The organism is Enterobacter sichuanensis, assembly GCF_009036245.1.
Taxonomy (GTDB): Bacteria; Pseudomonadota; Gammaproteobacteria; order Enterobacterales; family Enterobacteriaceae; genus Enterobacter; species Enterobacter sichuanensis.
The window spans coordinates 39,139-57,326 of record NZ_CP027986.1 but is presented as its reverse complement, the minus strand read 5'-3'; the positions used below and the strand labels follow the sequence as shown (position 1 = coordinate 57,326).

Below are 18,188 nucleotides of genomic sequence, written 5' to 3'. Positions count from 1 at the left end.
TCGATGGAATCGGGCCAATTTAAGCAACCCGTTTTCTGTCCGCTCCCTTACCAGCCCGGTACCGCCCCACCGTTAAAGATGGTTTCAGCGGCTTTAGCCACTTCAGGCGACTGATAAGACTGGATAAATTCCTTCACGTTCTCCGCGTCTTTGTTGTCTTCGCGCGTCACCACAATATTCACGTACGGCGAGTTTTTATCTTCAATAAAGACGCTGTCATGCACCGGCGACAGCCCGGTTTGCTGAATATAGGTGGTGCTGATAATCGCGACATCCACTTTCGGGTCATCCAGCACGCGCGGCAGCTGCGCCCCTTCCAGCTCCATAATCTTCAGGTGTTTGGGATTCGCGGTAATATCCAGCGCCGTCGGCAGCAGACCGGTGTCTGGCTTCAGGGTTATGAGCTTCTCTTTTTGCAACAGCAACAGCGCGCGTCCCAGGTTGGTCGGATCGTTTGGAATGGCGATGGTCGCGCCGTCCTTCAGGTCAGACACGGATTTGATTTTGCGGGAGTAGCCCGCCATCGGGAAAACAAAAGTATTCGCCACGGCGACCAGCTTATAGTTATGCGCCTTGTTATCCTCTTCAAGGAACGGGCGATGCTGGAAAACGTTGGCATCCAGTTCCCCCTGGTTGGTGGCGTCGTTGGGCAGCAGCGAACCGCTGAAGCCCACCAGCTCCACATCCAGGCCATATTTCTCTTTAGCCACTTTTTTGGCGACTTCCGCCACGTCCTGTTCAGCGCCATTGATGACGCCGACTTTAATGTGTTTGGCATCGCTGCCACTTTGATCGCATCCTGCCAGCAGCAGACCCGCGAGAACCAGAGCACCTAATCGACGTTTCACAAGACAGTTCCTTTTGATAAATGGTGTAGTGACTATATCGACAACGAGGCGGTGAAATAAAAACCTAAAAAGAATCAGTAAGAAGGATACGTTATATGCGGATATCGCCGGGTGGCGGCGTGCCACCTGGCATCAGAGATCACGACGCTGCCGTCCAGTCCTCGACGGCAAGCTCCTGCACCATTCTGAACGCATGATCGTTAGTCACTATCGTTGTACCCCGACTAATAGCATGCGCAGCGATCAGCTGATCGAGATCGCCCATCACTTTTCCTCTCTTCTCCATTGCTGCGCGGAGTTCACCGTACGTTGCTGCGGCTTCACTGTCCCAGTCGCAGATAGTGATGGTTTTAAGGAACTCAAGTATGGTTTTTTGTAATGTGTCACTTTGCTTTTTGGCTATGCCATAAAGCAGTTCGGCCTCCGTCACGCTTGAAATACACATTTTTTCTGTTGGGGTGCGAGAATATTGTTTTATCACCCCGGGATGTTGCCTTACGAGGTGGCTTACTATGTTTGTGTCCAACATATGCAGCATATTCTAGAGCCCTTCAAATGGATCTCTTGTTGTATAGCTCTGATTACGTTCCTCTTTGCTCAGAAATGAATCAGGAACATGAGTCTGCTTCAATAAACGTAAAAAGTTATCTCTGTGACGCTCCTTTTCCGATCTCGCAGTCAAAACGACATTCCCTTCCTCATCTCGTCGGATATAAACGCTCTCTGTATCAAACGTGAATTCAGCAGGCAGCATCACTGCCTGATTTCGCCCCTTTTTGAAGAGTTTTGCTGTACGTTCCATTGCCATCTCCATGGTTTTCTTGACCAGGCCAAAGCATGCGCCTGGGCCTGAAAAGAAGACAAGCAACGCGCTTTAAATTCGGAAAGCGACTCGCAATAAATAGCAGAATGCCTAACGACAGAACCAGGCTTAAAGCGCTTTCGCCAGGTAATGACGCTGCATGCCCTGATAGGGATAGTCCTGCAAAGACATCTGCAGCTGATACCCCTGTTTTTCATAAAACGGACGCGCCTGGAAGCTGGCCGTATCCACCAGCGCGTGCTTGCAGCCTTTGCGTCTCGCTTCCTCTTCAGCCGCTTTGATGAGCTGGCTGCCTACACCAGTTCCTCGTACGGTGTCGCTTACCCAGAGGTAATCAATATTCAGCCAGTCGCCTTTGCGCACGCCGATTAACCCGCCCAGCATGACGCCTTTTTCGTCACGCACGTAAACACCAATATCGCCGCTAAAGGTTGCCAGATCTAAAAATCTCGCGTTATACGCTCTCAGTCCCGTTAATAACTCTTCTTTCTCTGCGGGTGTGACATTTTCTGTTATGCTCAGGCGCATATTTCTCTCCTTATTTTCCACGCAATCTGAATATCTCACAGCTTATCCTTCATAAAAACTCCTTATTTCCTCCATTTTTTTAATCCTGAAATATTCATTCAATATGTAAATAAAAAAAGCCTTTCCAGGAGGTGTCCAAAACGTATAATGAGAACGATCATTCTCACTTTTACACGGTAGCCGACGATGAGCACAAAACTGGAAGAACGACAAAAACTGCGCCAGGACGAGATCATAACCGCCGCTCGCCGCTGCTTTCGCGCCAGCGGATTTCATGCGGCCAGCATGTCGCAAATTGCCAGCGAGGCGAAGCTCAGCGTCGGGCAAATTTACCGTTATTTCAGTAACAAAGACGCGATTATTGAAGAGATGATCCGCCGTATCATCGATTCCCGTATCGAGGGAATGCAGGACAAAACGGTGGTAGAAGGGATGCCACAGGCCCTCGCCTGGCGAAAGACGCTCAACGAAGACGACGATGCGCTGATGCTCGAAATGTCCGCCGAGGCGACGCGTAATCCGCAGGTAGCGGCCATGTTAACCGCAGCCGAAGCCCGTATGTTTGCCAACGCCTGTGCGCATCTGAAAAAGCAGTTTCCTCACCTGAGCGATGAGCATATTCGCTGCTGCGTGGAGATTACCGCCGTGATGATCGAAGGCTCGATTTACCGGCGACTTACGCCATTAAAAGTGCCGTCAGAAAAATTAGAGCCCATTTATCAGGATATTTTAAATATGCTTTTCACTGAGAAGTAATTGCATGTGAATAATTAGCGGGAATAAGTAATTCCCCTTTTTTACATTTCTGGCTCAGCCAGAGATGCGGTATCGCTGTGCCTTTAAATAGCCCTCCTCCCTGTTAAGCCATTTACAGGGCAGGCCTCGTTCACCCTGGAAAAAGATTATGAAAACCATAACAACCTCCATCGCAGCATTATTCCTCCTGACAGGATGCGATAATGCGCAAACATCTGCTCCCCAGCGCCCTCTTCCGGAAGTGGGGATTGTCACGCTCATGAGCCAGCCGGTGTCCGTCGTCAGTGAGCTGACTGGCCGCACGACCGCCGCGATGAGCGCCGAAGTGCGTCCACAGGTGGGCGGCATTATCCAGAAACGGCTGTTCACCGAGGGCGATACGGTGAAAGCCGGACAGGCGCTGTATCAAATCGATCCCTCCAGCTACCGCGCCGCGTTTGATGAGGCCGCCGCGGCGCTGAAACAGGCGCAGGCACTGGTAGCGGCTGATTGCCAGAAAGCCCAGCGCTATGCGCAGCTGGTGAAAGACGACGGCGTATCACGCCAGGATGCGGAAGACGCGAAATCCACCTGCGCACAGGACAAGGCCAGCGTCGAGTCAAAGAAAGCCGCGCAGGAGAGCGCACGCATTAACCTCAACTGGACCACCGTCACCGCGCCGATTGCCGGACGCATCGGCATCTCTTCCGTTACACCCGGAGCACTGGTCACCGCCCAGCAGGACACCGCGCTTGCCACCATTCGTGGGCTGGACACCATGTACGTGGATTTAACCCGCTCAAGCGCCGATCTGCTGCGATTACGCAAGCAAACTCTGGCCACAAACAGCGATACGCTGAGCATCACGCTACTGCTTGAAGACGGCAGCACCTACAACGAAAAAGGCCGCCTGGCATTGACCGAAGTCGCGGTCGATGAATCGACCGGCTCGGTCACCCTGCGCGCCGTCTTCCCGAATCCGCAGCATCAGCTGCTGCCCGGTATGTTTGTCCGCGCCAGAGTGGATGAGGGCATTATGGATGACGCGATCCTGGCCCCTCAGCAGGGCATCACCCGCGATGCCAAAGGTATGGCCACCGCACTGGTGGTGAACGCCAGCAACAAGGTGGAGCAGCGCCAGCTGGAAACGGGTGACACTTACGGTGACAAATGGCTGGTACTGAGCGGCCTGAAGGCGGGCGACAGGCTGATTGTAGAAGGCACCGATAAAGTCACCGCCGGCCAGCAGGTGAAGCCTGAAGAGATAAAAGCCAAAGGAGGGAACGCCTGATGTTTTCCCGTTTCTTCGTGCGTCGCCCGGTGTTTGCCTGGGTGATCGCCATTCTGATTATGCTCGCCGGTATACTTGCCATCCGCACGCTGCCGGTCGCGCAGTACCCGGACGTCGCCCCTCCGTCGATCAAGATCTCCGCCACCTACACCGGTGCCTCCGCGCAGACGCTGGAAAACAGCGTGACGCAGGTCATTGAGCAGCAGCTGACCGGGCTGGATAACCTGCTCTACTTCACCTCTACCAGCAGCTCGGACGGGTCGGTAAGCATTACCGTCACCTTCGAGCAGGGTACCGATCCGGACACCGCGCAAGTCCAGGTGCAGAACAAAGTTCAGCAGGCGGAATCTCGCCTGCCCACTGAGGTGCAGCAGTCCGGCATTACGGTGGAAAAATCACAGAGCAACTTCCTGCTGATCATGGGCGTGTACGATAAAACCGACACCGCCAGCAGCTCGGATATCGCCGACTGGCTGGTGAGTAATATGCAGGATCCGCTGGCGCGCGTGGAAGGCGTCGGCAGCCTGCAGGTGTTCGGGGCGGAATACGCGATGCGCATCTGGCTCGACCCGGCGAAGCTGGCTTCTTACTCGCTGATGCCTTCAGATGTGCAGAGCGCAATTGAAGCGCAGAACGTGCAGGTTTCCGCCGGTAAAATCGGCGCACTGCCCTCGTCGAACGCCCAGCAGCTGACCGCCACCGTCCGCGCCCAGTCGCGCCTGCAGACGGTGGAGCAGTTCAAAAACATCATCGTGAAGAGCCAGTCCAGCGGTGCGGTGGTGCGCATCAGCGACGTCGCGCGCGTGGAGATGGGCAGCGAAGATTACACCGCCACCGCCAGACTGAACGGCCACCCGGCGGCAGGTATGGCCGTGATGCTTTCACCAGGCGCCAACGCGCTGAATACCGCCACGGCAGTAAAAGAGAAAATCGCGGAGTTCAAAAAGTCGATGCCGGAAGGCTACGACGTGGCCTACCCGAAAGACAGCACCGAGTTCATCAAGATCTCCGTTGAGGACGTGATTAAGACCCTGTTCGAAGCCATCATTCTGGTGGTGGTGGTGATGTATCTGTTCCTGCAAAACATTCGCGCCACGCTGATCCCGGCGCTGGCGGTACCAGTGGTGCTGCTGGGCACCTTTGGCGTGCTGGCGCTGTTTGGCTACTCCATCAATACCTTAACGCTGTTTGCGATGGTGCTGGCGATAGGGCTGCTGGTGGATGATGCCATCGTGGTGGTGGAAAACGTCGAGCGTATTATGCGCGACGAGGGGCTGCCCGCCCGGGAGGCCACCGAAAAATCGATGGGCGAAATCTCTGGCGCGCTGATCGCCATTGCGCTGGTGCTCTCTGCGGTATTCCTGCCGATGGCCTTCTTTGGCGGCTCCACCGGGGTGATTTACCGTCAATTCTCGGTCACCATTATCTCGGCGATGCTCCTCTCCGTGGTGGTGGCATTAACCCTGACGCCCGCACTCTGTGGCTCGATTCTGAGCCACACGGCTTTGCACAAGAAAGGTTTCTTCGGCGCGTTTAACCGCTTCTACAGCAAAACCGAGCACGGCTATCAGAACAAGGTGCTGCGCGCCCTGCGCCGCTCCGGCGGCATGCTGGTCATCTACGCCCTGCTCTGCGGCGCGATGGGGTTCGCGATGCTGAAGCTGCCGGGCAGCTTCCTGCCAACGGAAGATCAGGGCGAAATCATGGTGCAATACACCCTGCCTGCTGGCGCCACGACGGTACGTACCGCCGAAGTCAGCCGCCAGGTGCGCGAGTGGTTCCTCACCAAAGAGAAAGCCAACACCAACGTTATTTTCACCATTGAAGGCTTTAGCTTTAGCGGCAGCGGCCAGAACGCCGGGATGGCGTTTGTCTCCCTGAAAAACTGGTCCGAACGTAAGGGCGATGAAAACACCGCTCAGGCCATTGCCCTGCGCGCCACGCAGGAGCTGAGCACCATCCGCGATGCCACCATTTTCGCCATGACGCCGCCGGCGGTGGACGGTCTGGGCCAGAGCAACGGCTTTACCTTTGAGCTGATGGCCAGCGGCGGCACCGACCGCGACACGCTGCTGAAGATGCGTAACCAGCTGCTTGGCGAAGCCAATCAGGACAGCGCCCTGCACGCGGTACGCGCCAACGATCTGCCCCAGATGCCGCAGCTGCAGGTGGATATCGATAACAACAAAGCCGTGTCGCTGGGACTCTCTCTGAGCGACGTCACCGACACCCTCTCCAGCGCCTGGGGTGGCACCTACGTGAATGATTTTATCGACCGCGGTCGAGTGAAAAAGGTCTATATCCAGGGCGACAGTGACTATCGCGCCGCGCCGTCCGATCTCAACAAATGGTATGTGCGCGGCAGCGACAGCACCATGACGCCGTTCTCCGCGTTCGCCACCACTCGTTGGGAGTATGGCCCGGAAAGTCTGGTGCGCTACAACGGCTCGGCGGCCTATGAAATTCAGGGGGAAAACGCCAGTGGCGCCAGTTCCGGTACGGCGATGAGCAAAATGGAGCAGCTGGCAAACAACCTGCCATCCGGCAGCACCTGGGCGTGGAGCGGTTTGTCCTTACAAGAAAAACTGGCCAGCGGTCAGGCAATGAGTCTCTATGCCCTCTCGATCCTGGTGGTCTTCCTCTGCCTGGCGGCGCTGTATGAGAGCTGGTCAGTGCCGATTTCCGTCATCCTGGTGATCCCACTGGGGGTACTGGGTGCGGCGATTGCTGCCTCCCTGCGCGGCCTGAGTAATGACGTCTATTTCCAGGTGGCGCTGCTGACCACCATCGGCCTGTCGTCAAAAAATGCGATTTTGATTGTTGAGTTTGCCGAGGCAAAAGTCGCCGAAGGCTACTCCCTGACGCGGGCAGCGCTGCGTGCCGCCCAGACGCGTCTGCGCCCCATCATCATGACCTCGCTGGCGTTTATCGCAGGCGTGACGCCGCTGGCGATGGCCACCGGGGCGGGGGCCAACAGCCGGGTGGCAATCGGTACCGGCGTTATCGGTGGAACGCTCGCCGCCACGCTGCTGGCGATCTTCTTCGTTCCGTTATTTTTCGTACTGGTGAAACGTCTGTTCTCCGGTAAACACAGCAACCGGAGGTCATAATGTTTCGTTTATCTGTTTTAGTGTTAGCGCTGCTGAGTGCAGGCTGCGTGTCGTTGGATCCGACGTATCAGCGCCCGGCCGCGCCCGTCCCGACAACGTTACCTGGCGCGCATGGCGAAGCCACTGCTGTGGTGAGCCAGTGGCAGCAGGTGATGCACGATCCGCGCCTGAAAAGCGTGATTACCCTGGCGCTGAACAGCAACCGCGACGTGCAAAAAGCGATTGCCGATATCGACGCCGCCCGCGCCCAGTACGGCGAAACGCGATCGTCTCTGTTCCCGACGGTGGACGCTGAGCTGAGCCACACCCGCAGCCGTACGCTGGCAAGCGGCGTCGCCACAAGCGATGAGGCCAACGGCGCGGTCTCGAGCTTCGAGCTGGATCTGTTTGGCCGTAACCAGAGCCTGTCGCGCGCGGCGCGTGAAACCTGGCTCGCCAGCGAGTTCACCGCCCGGAACACGCGCCTGACGATGGTCAGCGAGTTGACCACCGCCTGGGTGACGCTGGCGGCGGATAACAGCAACCTGGCGCTGGCGAAATCGACCCAGGAGAGCGCGGCGAACTCGCTCAGGATTGTGAAGTGCCAGCAGGAGGTCGGCGTGGCGGCGGCAACGGACGTCAGCGAAGCGATGGCGGTTTACCAGCAGGCGCGCGCCAGCGTGGCGAGCTATCAAACACAGGTGCTACAGGACAAAAACGCCCTTAATCTGTTGGCGGGCAACACGGTGCCAGACAACCTGCTGCCGGGTACGCTGGAGAGCCTGAGCGATAACGCCATCACGCTGATCCCGGCGGGCGTCAGCTCCAGCGCGCTGCTGCGTCGCCCGGACATTCAGGAAGCCGAGCATAACCTGCTGAGCGCCAACGCTAACATCGGTGCCGCGCGCGCGAACTTCTTCCCGACCATCTCGCTTACCGCCAGCGCGGGCGTCGGTAGCGATTCGCTCTCGTCTCTGTTCAGCCACGGTATGAAGGTGTGGTCATTCGCACCGTCCGTTACCCTGCCGTTGTTCAGCGGTGGCAACAATCTGGCGCAACTGCGTTATGCAGAAGCCGAGAAAAAAGGGTTAATCGCCACCTACGAGAAAAGCATCCAGAGCGCGTTTAAAGACGTGGCCGACGCGCTGGCGCGTCGTGAAACCCTCGGCGAGCAGCTGGATGCCCAGCGAGAATACGTGGCGGCGGAGCAAAAAACGCTGGAGGTAGCAACACGCAGCTACCGAGCAGGTGCCGGGGATTATCTGACGGTACTGACCGCACAGCGGTCATTGTGGTCGGCGCAGTCGTCGCTTATCGCGTTACAACAAACCGATCTGGAAAACCGCATCACCCTGTGGCAGTCGCTCGGGGGAGGTATTCAGTAGCGCTTGCGGGGATTCATGATACGCGATGGTGAGAAAATTCATACTTTCGGCTGGCGTCGCTACACTGAATGTAACGATATATTTCATGGGAAGCATGCGTCTCTTCAAGGGGGTTTCGATGAAAGCTGCGCACCTGGTCTGCCTGCTGGTTTGTCTGCTGTTCGCCGCGTTTGTCCATGCGCAGGAAAAGGACGATCCGGCGCGGGAGGCTCAAATCAAGCAGCAGGTCCTCAAAGATGTGAAAAAAGCCTGTACACCCCAGAAAAAACAGAGCGATAAAGCCTGGCAGGCCATGATTTTATCGTCCGAGGCCAATCAACTGCTGATTAAGAATGCCATCACCGCTGTCAAGCGCGACAACCTGGACGCCTACTGGGCAGCGATTGGCCAGGTTGATTGTATGGAAGACTATTGAATGCTGCTTGCCGGGTGGCGCTGCGCTTACCCGGCCTACATCATACGTTTAACGCTTCCGCACGTCCGGAATGATGAGATCCCCGCGCAGCACATACGAGCCCAGCATCTGCGTTTTTTCCGTCAGCCAGCTCACGATACGCGCCGCCATGGCATCCATTGAATATTCAATGGCCGGGATCACCGGAATACCCGGCAGGTGCAGCGAACCGGCCAGGCTGAAGACCATAATGTCCTCCGGCACGGATTTATTAAACGCCTGCAGCTGCGGGATCACCCGCTGGGCTTCCTGCTCGTCCGCGACCAGCAACGCGTTGAAATTCAGCGTGCTGGCGTTATTGAGCAGCTCCTGAAGCGCAACGGACGAGGAAGTGGCGTCCATAAACACAAGGTTGCGATTAAAGGGCAGGAAATTTTTCTCCAGCGCATGCTTGTAGCCAAGCAGAACCTGGTCAGCAAAACCGCTGCCGTGCGGGTGGATGAGGGCAATCTGGCGTCGCCCCTGGCTGGTCAGATAGTTACAGGCGGTTTCAGCGGCAAAGGCATGATCGAACTGGATACTGTTGGAATTATCAGACTCCATACAGTCAACCAGGATAACGTTGTCCCTGTCGACGTCCAGCGGGAAACGCGCGCCAATCACCAGAATGTCATCGCACAGCCCGCAGGAGAGCTCTTCCAGAGCATGCATCACTTCCGCTTTGCTATGCGCGAAGCGCAGCAGCAGGTGTTTCTGGTGCTGACTGAGCTGTTTTTCCAGCGCGTAGAGATAACCGGTGGTCTGGTTAATGTTTTCCTGGGCACAAATCACCCCGATGCACCCTGTCGACTGGCTCAGCAGCGACTGCGCAATCACATTAGGCCGGTAGTTAAGTTCATCCACTGCCTTCAGAACCGCCTGACGGCTGGCTTCCTTTACGCCACGCGACCCACTCAACACTCGCGATACCGTGGCTTTAGACACCCCGGCAAGACGTGATACATCATTGATTGTCGACATCTCTTTCCCCTGACAGGCTTACCTCGCGCCTGCAAATTCCATGACCGCTTCGGCTCACATTATAGCCAGAAGGGAGTATATCCGTTTCCGTTTTCCATGGAAACCGATTTTCCGTTTCCACTCAAAATGATGTCAAAACAGCCAAATTGTGTGACGCATATCGGGTTAATTAGCCTCATAAGTAAGGGATCTTGATGAGTATCACACTTCTGCTTTTTATAAATGGAAACCGGTTTCCATCTGATATCCAATCATCAGCGCAATATCTATTTACATTTTGAGGATGGTTGTCGATGTTCAAGATTATGCTCTGCTGCTCTGCCGGGATGTCCACCAGCCTGCTGGTCAGCAAAATGGTCGATGTCGCAAAAGAACGAGGTTTGCCGGTAAAAATTGATGCGTATGGCGTTTCCGAATTTGATACGCAGTTTCCGCAATACCAGGTTGTCCTTCTCGGACCGCAAGTGAAATACATGTTACAGACACTCTCAGACAAGGCAGCCACCAAAGGCATTCCCGTCCAGCCCATCGATATGATGGACTACGGCATGCAACGTGGCGATAAGGTACTGGACTATGCTCTGTCGCTCATCGAAGCGGCACACTAAAAGGTGTTCTCATGAGTTCGTTATATCAATCCATGGTCGCGGTGATTGAGCAGTCAATTACCCCGCTGGCCGCGAAGCTCGGCCAGCAAAAGTATGTGATTGCCATCCGCGACGGCTTTACCGCCGCGCTGCCGTTTATGATCATCGGCTCGTTTATGCTGGTGTTCATCTTCCCGCCGTTTTCGGCGGACACCACCAACAGCTTCGCCCGCGGCTGGCTGGATTTCTCCCAGACCTACCGCGAGCAGCTGATGCTGCCGTTTAACCTCAGTATGGGCGTCATGACCTTTTTCATCTCGGTGGGAATTGGCGCAAGCCTGGGGCGCCAGTTTAACCTTGACCCGGTGATGTCCGGCCTGCTGGCCTTCATGGCCTTCCTGCTGGTCGCCGCGCCGTACGCCGACGGTAAGATCTCCACCCAGTATCTTTCCGGTCAGGGGATTTTTACCGCGCTGATCACCGCGATTTACGCCACTCGCGTCTATGCGTGGCTGAAGCAGAATAACGTCACCATTCGTCTGCCGAAAGAAGTCCCGACCGGCGTGGCGCGGTCGTTTGAGATCCTGATCCCGGTGATGGTGGTGATCGGTACCCTGCACCCGCTGAACCTGTTTATTGAGGCGCAGACCGGGATGATTATTCCGCAGGCGATAATGCACCTGCTGGAGCCGCTGGTCTCTGCGTCTGACTCCCTGCCAGCCATTCTGCTCTCCGTGCTGCTGTGCCAGATCTTCTGGTTTGCCGGTATTCACGGCTCGCTGATTGTCACCGGCATCATGAACCCGTTCTGGATGGCGAACCTGTCGGCCAACCAGGCGGCACTGGCGGCCGGCGCGGCGCTGCCGCACGTCTACCTGCAGGGCTTCTGGGATCACTACCTGCTGATTGGCGGCGTCGGTTCTACGCTGCCGCTGGCCTTCCTGCTGCTGCGTAGCCGCGTAACGCACTTACGCACTATCGGCAAAATGGGCGTTGTGCCAAGCTTCTTTAACATCAACGAGCCGATCCTGTTCGGCGCGCCGATCATCATGAACCCGATGCTGTTTATTCCGTTCGTGTGCGTTCCACTGGTGAACGCCTGCCTGGCCTGGGCGGCAACCAGACTGGGCTGGCTGGCACAGGTAGTGTCGCTCACGCCGTGGACCACGCCCGCGCCCATTGGCGCCTCATGGGCCGCCAACTGGGCGCTGAGCCCGGTGGTGATGTGTCTCGTTTGTATGGTGATGTCAGCGCTGATGTACCTGCCGTTCCTGCGCGCTTACGAGCGTACGTTGATGAAAAACGAAGAGCAGAAGGCTCAGGCAACCGTCGGAGCCGCTGAGACCGCAAGCCATTAAGTCAAAGAGGACGCGTCATGAAATATACCTTTCCCGATAATTTCTGGTGGGGCAGCGCAAGCTCCGCTCTCCAGACCGAAGGGACACGAGAGGGTGAAACCACATGGGATTACTGGTTTGCCCGCGAGCCGAACCGTTTTCACAACGGCGTGGGGCCGCAGCAGACCTCCACGTTTTATCAACACTGGAAAACGGACATTCAGCTGTTAAAGCAGCTGAATCACAACAGCTTTCGCACTTCCATAAGCTGGGCGCGCCTGATCCCCGACGGTATCGGTGAAGTGAATCCGAAGGCAGTCGAATTTTATAATCAGGTCATTGATGAGCTGATCGAACAGGGCATTACGCCGTTTATCACCCTGTTCCACTTCGACATGCCGATGGCGATGCAGGAGATCGGCGGCTGGGAAAACCGTGACGTGGTGGAGGCTTACGCCCGCTATGCGCAGGTTTGCTTCGACCTGTTTGGCGATCGCGTGCTGCACTGGTTTACCTTCAACGAGCCGATCGTCCCGGTGGAAGGCGGTTATCTGTACGACTTCCATTACCCGAACGTGGTGGATTTCCGCCGGGCAGCCACCGTGGCGTACCACACCGTGCTGGCCCATGCGAAGGCCGTTCAGGCCTACCGTGCGGGCCATTATGCCGGGGAGATCGGTATCGTGTTGAACCTGACGCCGTCGTACCCGCGCTCGCAAAACCCGGCGGACGTCAAAGCGGCGCACGTGGCCGACCTGATGTTTAACCGCAGCTTCCTCGACCCGGTTCTGCGCGGGGAGTATCCGGCCGACCTGGTGGCGTTGCTGAAAACCCACAATCAACTGCCTGCCTGTAAACCGGAAGACAGTCTCCTGATTGCGGAAGGGAAAATCGACCTGCTCGGCATTAACTACTACCAGCCGCGTCGCGTGAAGTGTCGTGACAGCGCGGTGAACCCGCAGGCACCGTTTATGCCGGAGTGGTTCTTTGAAAACTACGAGATGCCAGGCCGCAAGATGAACCCGTACCGTGGCTGGGAAATCTACGAACCGGGTATTTACGATATTCTGGTTAACCTGCGCGACAATTACGGCAATCCACGCTGTTTTATTTCTGAAAACGGTATGGGCGTCGAAAATGAGCAGCGCTTTATTGAAAATGGCCAGATAAACGATCAATACCGCATTGATTTTATTTCCGGGCATTTAACCTGGCTGCATAAAGGTATTAGCGAAGGGTGCAATTGCCTTGGTTATCATATGTGGACCTTTATTGATAACTGGTCGTGGTGCAATGCGTATAAAAATCGCTATGGATTTATCCAGCTCGATTTGGAAACGCAGCAGCGCACCCTTAAAAAGAGCGGAAAGTGGTTTGCCGCCACCTCATTAAATAATAGTTTCGATATCTAAAGAGAGAGATGATGATTGCCTTAGAAGAAGCGGTTATGGAAATCATCGTCAATGCGGGTCAGTCGCGCAGCCTGTGCTTTGAAGCACTGCACGCTGCGCGGCAGGGCAACATTGACGAAGCCAAAAGCCTGCTGCGTGAAGCCGATGGCTACGCGCGACAGGCGCACAAGATGCAGACCAAACTTATTGAGCAGGATGCGGGAGAAGCCCGTCAGCCGATGACCTTAATTATGGTTCACGCCCAGGATCATTTAATGAATTCGCTATTAGCGCGTGAATTGTCTGAAGAAATAATTCATTTATATCAGAGATAATCTATGGCGAAATAAATTAATGTAATACCTCTGTACCTAAAATAGAATTCCACTTGTTCTGATGATAGCGACATACTCTGTCAGATCGGAGCGGGATGGTTATTGTCTGAATAAAATTAAACTATATTGAGATAACCATGAATACGATTAAAAAACTTCCATTAACCATGGCGGTTATCGCCGCGCTTTGCCCAATTTCTGCCCTCGCCCAGGAATTTACGCAGGAGCAAATCGACGCCATCGTGGCAAAAGCGGTGGATAAAGCCCTGGCCGAACGTCAGGCCAAAATGGATGCCGCCGTGGCGAAAAAAGCCGACGTGGTCACCGAGCCGCAAAGCGCGGCGCAATCCCCGGACATGGCGATTCCGTTCGGTATTAAATTTACCGGTTACGCCCGCTACGGCGCGCACTTCCAGGCTGCTGACCAGAAGTATGTGGCGGTAGACGGCTCCTATAACGGGGCATCTGCCATTGGTCGTCTGGGTAACGAAGGCAACGGCGGCGAATTCCAGCTCTCCAAAGCCTTCAAGGGCGACAACGGCGCCATCTGGGACATCAACGTGATGATCGACCACTGGGGCGATGAAGTTAACCTGAAAAAAGCCTACGCCGGTGTAACCAACATTATGGCCTCCAACCCGAACGCCTATTTCTGGGCCGGTCGTGACTTCCACCAGCGTCCGCAGCAGGGCATCAACGATTACTTCTGGATGAACCACGACGGCCAGGGCGCCGGGGTGAAGAACTTCGACATCGGCGGCGTGCAGTTCGACGTGGCCGCCGTGGCGGCGGTGGAATCCTGTAGCCCGGAAGTACTGGAAGATGAAGCGAACCCGTCGCGCATCACCTGTACCGGCGGTTCCGGCACGGGCGACAAAGGCAACTATGCGGCAACCTCAAAAATCCACGGCATGAAAGTGGGTCCGCTGGATCTGGAGCTGTACGCTAACTACGGCTTTGACTCAAAAGCCGTGGAGAGCGACGAACGGCTGAACGCCTGGCAGGGCGGCGTGGTGCTGAGCCACACCAACGACAGCGGCGTGAATAAGGTGATTGCCCGTTACTCCGATAACGCGGACAACAGCGTGTTTAATAAAACCGAAGATCTGACCACGGTCTATGCCAGCTTCGAAGGGCTGTATAAATTCACTCCTGCCACGCAGGTGGAGTACATCCTCGCCTTCCACGACTACGACAACAGCCGTGATAAAACGGACAACCGTAAGAACTACAACGCCATTGTCCGTCCGATGCACTGGTGGAACGACGTCCACTCCACCTGGCTGGAAGCGGGCTGGCAGCATGTGGATTACGACAACGGCGGCGATAACAAGGGCTGGAAGCTGACCCTCTCCCAGAACATGTCGATCGCCATGGGGCCGGAGTTCCGTCCGATGCTGCGCTTCTACGTAACCGGCGGCAAAGTGGATAACGAACGCACCGCCCGCGTGAACGGCACCAAAGACGAGACGCTGGACGACTTCAACGTCGGCGCAATGTGGGAGGCGTGGTTCTAAGCAAGGTAGAAGCAAAACGGCAACGATAGTTGCCGTTTTTAGTGTTTGCTCCCTCTCCCCGTGGGAGAGGGCCGGGGTGAGGGCACCAAGCCGCACCCCATCATGCTATGCTGTTGACCGAATTAACGACAACATAGCAGGGGAGAACATGGGTTCCACACGTAAAGGGATGTTAAACGTCCTGATCGCCGCCGTTTTATGGGGCAGTTCAGGGGTGTGCGCGCAGTACATCATGGAGAAAAGCCAGATCTCTTCGCCTTACCTGACGATGATTCGCCTGCTGTTTACCGGCGTGATCCTGCTAACCCTCTCCTTCGTTCACGGCGACAAGATTTTCTCGGTCATCAAACATCGCAAAGACGCCCTCAGTCTGCTGTTTTTCTCGCTGGCTGGCGCGCTTACCGTACAGCTCACCTTCCTGCTGACGATTGAAAAATCCAACGCCGCTACCGCCACCGTGCTGCAGTTTCTGTCGCCGACCATTATCGTGGCGTGGTTCGCGCTGGCACGCAAAAAGCGCCCCGGCGTGTTTGTCCTGTCCGCGATCGTGACCTCGCTTGTCGGAACGTTCCTGCTGGTGACCCACGGCGATCCCACTTCGCTCTCCATCTCCCCTGCAGCCTTGTTCTTTGGCATTGCCTCGGCGTTTGCCGCCGCGTTTTACACCACCTACCCGTCAACGCTGATTGCCCGCTACGGCACGCTGCCGATTGTCGGCTGGAGTATGTTGATTGCAGGGTTAATGCTGACGCCGTTTTATGCCGGACGCGGCACCACTTTTGTGATCGACAGCAGCCTGTTGCTGGCGTTTTTCTACCTGGTGGTGATCGGCACGGCGCTGACGTTCAGCCTGTATCTGAAAGGCGCGCAGATGATCGGCGGGCCGAAGGCGAGCATTCTGAGCTGCGCCGAGCCGCTGAGCAGCGCGTTACTGTCGGTGATGTTGCTGGGCGTAGCGTTCACCCTGCCGGACTGGCTGGGCACGCTGCTGATTGTGTCGTCGGTGGTGTTGATTTCGATGGATTCGAGAAGACGGGTGAAAGCCCCGGCGTGATTTATGAATAATAGTGATAGCGACACATCAGAATGGTGAGAGCGCTATCCGACACCCCGTAAACCAGACGGTCAGTGTCGTTGATCCGCCGGGACCAGTATCCGGAAAGGTTGCCTTTAAGGGGTTCCGGCTTACCCAGGCCATCGAAGGGCTGGCGCTTTGCATCCTCAATCAGTTTATTGATTCTGCGAAGCGTCTTCTTGTCCTGCTCCTGCCACCACAGGTAATCGTCCCAGCCGTTATCGGTCCAAATCAGTAGCCTGGTCATCTATCAGATCCCTCTGCGTGGTTTTTCCCGTGTTTGCCTGCTCGATTGACTCCATCAGTCGGCTGGCGTTGGCAGGCGAACTCATCAGATGGATGGTTTCCATCATTGAGTTGTAGTGCTGCAGAGACATCACTACCGCATCACCCCCGTTACGACGGCTGATGATGGTTGTCTCCACGTTGTCATTCACGTCGTCCAACACATCTTTGAGTCGGCTTCGTGCTTCGGTAAACGTCACAACCTGCATACTTCCTCCTGTACAAGTTACGGTACAAGTATATCGGCAAGGTGATTATTTATCAATCAACGTGTCTTTACCTTCCCCGCCACCAGCAGCGCCGTCAGCAACATCAGCGTGCCGGAGATGACCAGCGGTGACGTCAGCCCCAGATGGTCGAGCGCAACGCCGCCCACCGCCGCGCCGCAGGTGTTCGCCAGCTGAATCACCGCCACCTGAATCGACCCGGCTTTCTCCGCCTGATCGGCAAGCGAGCGGGTGATCCACGTCGACCAACCCACCGGCACCAGCGCAAAGGCAAAGCCCCAGATAATCGCAATCGCCGAGGCGACCCATTTGTCGCTACCCCACAGAATCAGCACCGCGGCACTGACAGCCAGCACCAGCGGGGCACCCGCCAGCGCCACTTTCAGCGAGCGTTTCAGGAACTGGGACGACAGCGAGGTGCCGACAAAGCTGGCGATACCGAAACTCAGCAGCACCAGCGTCAGGCCATCGACGTCAAAACCCGCCATGGTCATAAACACCGGGCGGATATAGGTGAAGAAGGCAAACTGCCCGGCAAAAGCCATAAAGATGGCGGTCATCCCCGCCAGCACGCCAGGGCGCTTCAGCAGCGCGAACATGTTCTGCTTATGGTGCGCCGCTTCGCCCGGCAGCGACGGCAGCGCTTTCCACACCCAAATGATGCAGAGCAGCCCCATTACCGCCGCCGCGTTAAAGACGTTACGCCAGCCGATAATCCCGCCGAGAAAACTGCCCAGCGGCGCGGCGATCACCAGCGCGATGGAGACCGCGCCAAAGATAACGGACAAGGCCTTCGGCACGGTGCGCGCCGGCACCAGACGCATGGTGAGCGAGGCAGACATCGCCCAGAAGCCACCAAGCCCCAGCCCAAGACAGGCGCGCCCCAGCAGCAGCAGGGTGAAGCTTTCCGCGAAGGAAACCAGCAGGCAGGAGAGTGTCAGCAGGACGCTGAACAGAATGACCACTTTACGGCGGTCAATCGCGCCAATCACCTGCGTAATAAACAGGCTGGCGAACATTGCCACAAACGCGGTGACGGTAACGGACTGCCCCGCCACGCCTTCAGAAATGCCCAAGTCCTGCGCCATCGGCGTCAGCAGGCTGACCGGTAAAAACTCGACGGTAATAAGACAGGCGACGCAGAACGCCACGGAAAAAACCGCCGACCAGTTGGGGCGAGTAACCTCTTTGGTCTGCGGTCTGGTCGAGGGCTGGATATGTTCTGTCATGGCGTCACCTGAAGATAAAAACGTGCGGAAAAGTCGCGCAGTTTATCATCAAAAGTGTGATGGATTTAACGTTTAGACAACTTTTGACGTTT

19 protein-coding genes are annotated in these 18,188 nt (G+C 56.2%); 11 read left to right on the top strand and 8 right to left on the bottom strand.

Annotation, left to right across the window (positions count from 1 at the left end; genetic code table 11):
* Positions 1–47: 47 nt before the first annotated feature.
* From nlpA to C1N69_RS00270, 4 genes are all read right to left on the bottom strand, one after another.
* Positions 48–866, bottom strand: coding sequence for a lipoprotein NlpA (gene nlpA, locus C1N69_RS00285; RefSeq protein WP_176472031.1), 819 nt, complete (start codon positions 864–866; stop codon positions 48–50).
* Between the two features lie 121 nt (positions 867–987).
* Entirely contained in the window at positions 988–1,386 is a 399-nt protein-coding gene (locus C1N69_RS00280; protein WP_179958047.1) for a type II toxin-antitoxin system VapC family toxin, read from the bottom strand.
* 3 nt (positions 1,387–1,389) lie between these two features.
* Entirely contained in the window at positions 1,390–1,650 is a 261-nt protein-coding gene (locus C1N69_RS00275) for an antitoxin (protein WP_155030496.1), read from the bottom strand.
* A gap of 129 nt (positions 1,651–1,779) precedes the next feature.
* On the bottom strand, positions 1,780–2,199 hold the full coding sequence (locus tag C1N69_RS00270) for a GNAT family N-acetyltransferase (RefSeq protein WP_155030495.1): 420 nt from the start codon (positions 2,197–2,199) through the stop codon (positions 1,780–1,782).
* 186 nt (positions 2,200–2,385) lie between these two features.
* Between C1N69_RS00270 and C1N69_RS00265 the strand changes: the two genes are divergently transcribed.
* From C1N69_RS00265 to C1N69_RS00245, 5 genes are all read left to right on the top strand, one after another.
* Positions 2,386–2,955 (top strand): TetR/AcrR family transcriptional regulator, encoded by a 570-nt coding sequence (locus C1N69_RS00265; protein ID WP_155030494.1) that lies wholly within the window; start codon positions 2,386–2,388, stop codon positions 2,953–2,955.
* Between the two features lie 148 nt (positions 2,956–3,103).
* The gene (locus C1N69_RS00260) at positions 3,104–4,225 is read left to right on the top strand and encodes an efflux RND transporter periplasmic adaptor subunit (RefSeq protein ID WP_155030493.1); all 1,122 of its coding nucleotides are present in this window, start codon (positions 3,104–3,106) and stop codon (positions 4,223–4,225) included.
* Complete coding sequence (locus C1N69_RS00255; protein WP_155030492.1) at positions 4,225–7,335, top strand: efflux RND transporter permease subunit; 3,111 nt, start codon at positions 4,225–4,227, stop codon at positions 7,333–7,335. The genes C1N69_RS00260 and C1N69_RS00255 overlap by 1 nt, the downstream gene beginning before the upstream one ends.
* Positions 7,335–8,699, top strand: a complete 1,365-nt coding sequence (locus C1N69_RS00250) for an efflux transporter outer membrane subunit (protein ID WP_155030491.1) — start codon at positions 7,335–7,337, stop codon at positions 8,697–8,699. Before C1N69_RS00255 ends, C1N69_RS00250 begins: the two co-directional genes overlap by 1 nt.
* A gap of 118 nt (positions 8,700–8,817) precedes the next feature.
* Positions 8,818–9,114 (top strand): YicS family protein, encoded by a 297-nt coding sequence (locus C1N69_RS00245; RefSeq protein WP_094918656.1) that lies wholly within the window; start codon positions 8,818–8,820, stop codon positions 9,112–9,114.
* A gap of 48 nt (positions 9,115–9,162) precedes the next feature.
* On the opposite strand, the gene C1N69_RS00240 is transcribed toward C1N69_RS00245, so the two are convergent.
* A complete protein-coding gene (locus tag C1N69_RS00240) occupies positions 9,163–10,113 on the bottom strand; it encodes a LacI family DNA-binding transcriptional regulator (protein WP_025757008.1) in 951 nt (316 codons plus the stop codon).
* Positions 10,114–10,406: 293 nt separating this feature from the next.
* On the opposite strand from C1N69_RS00240, the gene C1N69_RS00235 reads away from it, so the two are divergent.
* From C1N69_RS00235 to C1N69_RS00210, 6 genes are all read left to right on the top strand, one after another.
* Positions 10,407–10,721 carry a PTS sugar transporter subunit IIB gene (locus C1N69_RS00235; RefSeq protein ID WP_014830072.1) on the top strand — a complete coding sequence of 105 codons (315 nt, stop codon included), beginning with the start codon at positions 10,407–10,409 and terminating at the stop codon, positions 10,719–10,721.
* An 11-nt stretch (positions 10,722–10,732) separates the two neighbouring features.
* Positions 10,733–12,058 (top strand): PTS sugar transporter subunit IIC, encoded by a 1,326-nt coding sequence (locus C1N69_RS00230; protein ID WP_045286460.1) that lies wholly within the window; start codon positions 10,733–10,735, stop codon positions 12,056–12,058.
* 17 nt (positions 12,059–12,075) lie between these two features.
* Entirely contained in the window at positions 12,076–13,449 is a 1,374-nt protein-coding gene (locus tag C1N69_RS00225; RefSeq protein ID WP_155030490.1) for a glycoside hydrolase family 1 protein, read from the top strand.
* Positions 13,450–13,460: 11 nt separating this feature from the next.
* Complete coding sequence (locus C1N69_RS00220) at positions 13,461–13,763, top strand: PTS lactose/cellobiose transporter subunit IIA (RefSeq protein ID WP_008500136.1); 303 nt, start codon at positions 13,461–13,463, stop codon at positions 13,761–13,763.
* A gap of 137 nt (positions 13,764–13,900) precedes the next feature.
* A complete protein-coding gene (locus tag C1N69_RS00215) occupies positions 13,901–15,280 on the top strand; it encodes a carbohydrate porin (protein WP_155030489.1) in 1,380 nt (459 codons plus the stop codon).
* Positions 15,281–15,428: 148 nt separating this feature from the next.
* The gene (locus C1N69_RS00210; RefSeq protein ID WP_047957417.1) at positions 15,429–16,334 is read left to right on the top strand and encodes a DMT family transporter; all 906 of its coding nucleotides are present in this window, start codon (positions 15,429–15,431) and stop codon (positions 16,332–16,334) included.
* A gap of 1 nt (position 16,335) precedes the next feature.
* Here C1N69_RS00210 and C1N69_RS00205 read toward each other — a convergent pair whose 3' ends face one another.
* Genes C1N69_RS00205 through nepI form a run of 3 tightly spaced genes read right to left on the bottom strand, consistent with a single transcriptional unit; the run spans position 16,336 to position 18,096 of the window.
* Positions 16,336–16,602, bottom strand: a complete 267-nt coding sequence (locus C1N69_RS00205; protein ID WP_041911701.1) for a Txe/YoeB family addiction module toxin — start codon at positions 16,600–16,602, stop codon at positions 16,336–16,338.
* Positions 16,574–16,849: a type II toxin-antitoxin system Phd/YefM family antitoxin gene (locus C1N69_RS00200; protein ID WP_047957416.1), complete on the bottom strand. Its 276-nt coding sequence runs from the start codon at positions 16,847–16,849 to the stop codon at positions 16,574–16,576. The genes C1N69_RS00205 and C1N69_RS00200 overlap by 29 nt, the downstream gene beginning before the upstream one ends.
* Positions 16,850–16,905: 56 nt before the next feature.
* The gene (nepI, locus tag C1N69_RS00195; protein ID WP_059386241.1) at positions 16,906–18,096 is read right to left on the bottom strand and encodes a purine ribonucleoside efflux pump NepI; all 1,191 of its coding nucleotides are present in this window, start codon (positions 18,094–18,096) and stop codon (positions 16,906–16,908) included.
* Between the last annotated feature and the right edge of the window lie 92 nt (positions 18,097–18,188).

What these genes read in the sequence shown, in the direction of transcription:
- C1N69_RS00280 (WP_179958047.1), bottom strand. Translation starts at nt 1,386, where the DNA reads ATGCTGCATATGTTGGACACAAACATAGTAAGCCACCTCGTAAGGCAA.
- C1N69_RS00275 (WP_155030496.1), bottom strand. Translation starts at nt 1,650, where the DNA reads ATGGAACGTACAGCAAAACTCTTCAAAAAGGGGCGAAATCAGGCAGTG.
- C1N69_RS00270 (WP_155030495.1), bottom strand. Translation starts at nt 2,199, where the DNA reads ATGCGCCTGAGCATAACAGAAAATGTCACACCCGCAGAGAAAGAAGAG.
- C1N69_RS00265 (WP_155030494.1), top strand. Translation starts at nt 2,386, where the DNA reads ATGAGCACAAAACTGGAAGAACGACAAAAACTGCGCCAGGACGAGATC.
- C1N69_RS00260 (WP_155030493.1), top strand. Translation starts at nt 3,104, where the DNA reads ATGAAAACCATAACAACCTCCATCGCAGCATTATTCCTCCTGACAGGA.
- C1N69_RS00255 (WP_155030492.1), top strand. Translation starts at nt 4,225, where the DNA reads ATGTTTTCCCGTTTCTTCGTGCGTCGCCCGGTGTTTGCCTGGGTGATC.
- C1N69_RS00250 (WP_155030491.1), top strand. Translation starts at nt 7,335, where the DNA reads ATGTTTCGTTTATCTGTTTTAGTGTTAGCGCTGCTGAGTGCAGGCTGC.
- C1N69_RS00245 (WP_094918656.1), top strand. Translation starts at nt 8,818, where the DNA reads ATGAAAGCTGCGCACCTGGTCTGCCTGCTGGTTTGTCTGCTGTTCGCC.
- C1N69_RS00240 (WP_025757008.1), bottom strand. Translation starts at nt 10,113, where the DNA reads ATGTCGACAATCAATGATGTATCACGTCTTGCCGGGGTGTCTAAAGCC.
- C1N69_RS00235 (WP_014830072.1), top strand. Translation starts at nt 10,407, where the DNA reads ATGTTCAAGATTATGCTCTGCTGCTCTGCCGGGATGTCCACCAGCCTG.
- C1N69_RS00230 (WP_045286460.1), top strand. Translation starts at nt 10,733, where the DNA reads ATGAGTTCGTTATATCAATCCATGGTCGCGGTGATTGAGCAGTCAATT.
- C1N69_RS00225 (WP_155030490.1), top strand. Translation starts at nt 12,076, where the DNA reads ATGAAATATACCTTTCCCGATAATTTCTGGTGGGGCAGCGCAAGCTCC.
- C1N69_RS00220 (WP_008500136.1), top strand. Translation starts at nt 13,461, where the DNA reads ATGATTGCCTTAGAAGAAGCGGTTATGGAAATCATCGTCAATGCGGGT.
- C1N69_RS00215 (WP_155030489.1), top strand. Translation starts at nt 13,901, where the DNA reads ATGAATACGATTAAAAAACTTCCATTAACCATGGCGGTTATCGCCGCG.
- C1N69_RS00210 (WP_047957417.1), top strand. Translation starts at nt 15,429, where the DNA reads ATGGGTTCCACACGTAAAGGGATGTTAAACGTCCTGATCGCCGCCGTT.
- C1N69_RS00205 (WP_041911701.1), bottom strand. Translation starts at nt 16,602, where the DNA reads ATGACCAGGCTACTGATTTGGACCGATAACGGCTGGGACGATTACCTG.
- C1N69_RS00200 (WP_047957416.1), bottom strand. Translation starts at nt 16,849, where the DNA reads ATGCAGGTTGTGACGTTTACCGAAGCACGAAGCCGACTCAAAGATGTG.
- nepI (WP_059386241.1), bottom strand. Translation starts at nt 18,096, where the DNA reads ATGACAGAACATATCCAGCCCTCGACCAGACCGCAGACCAAAGAGGTT.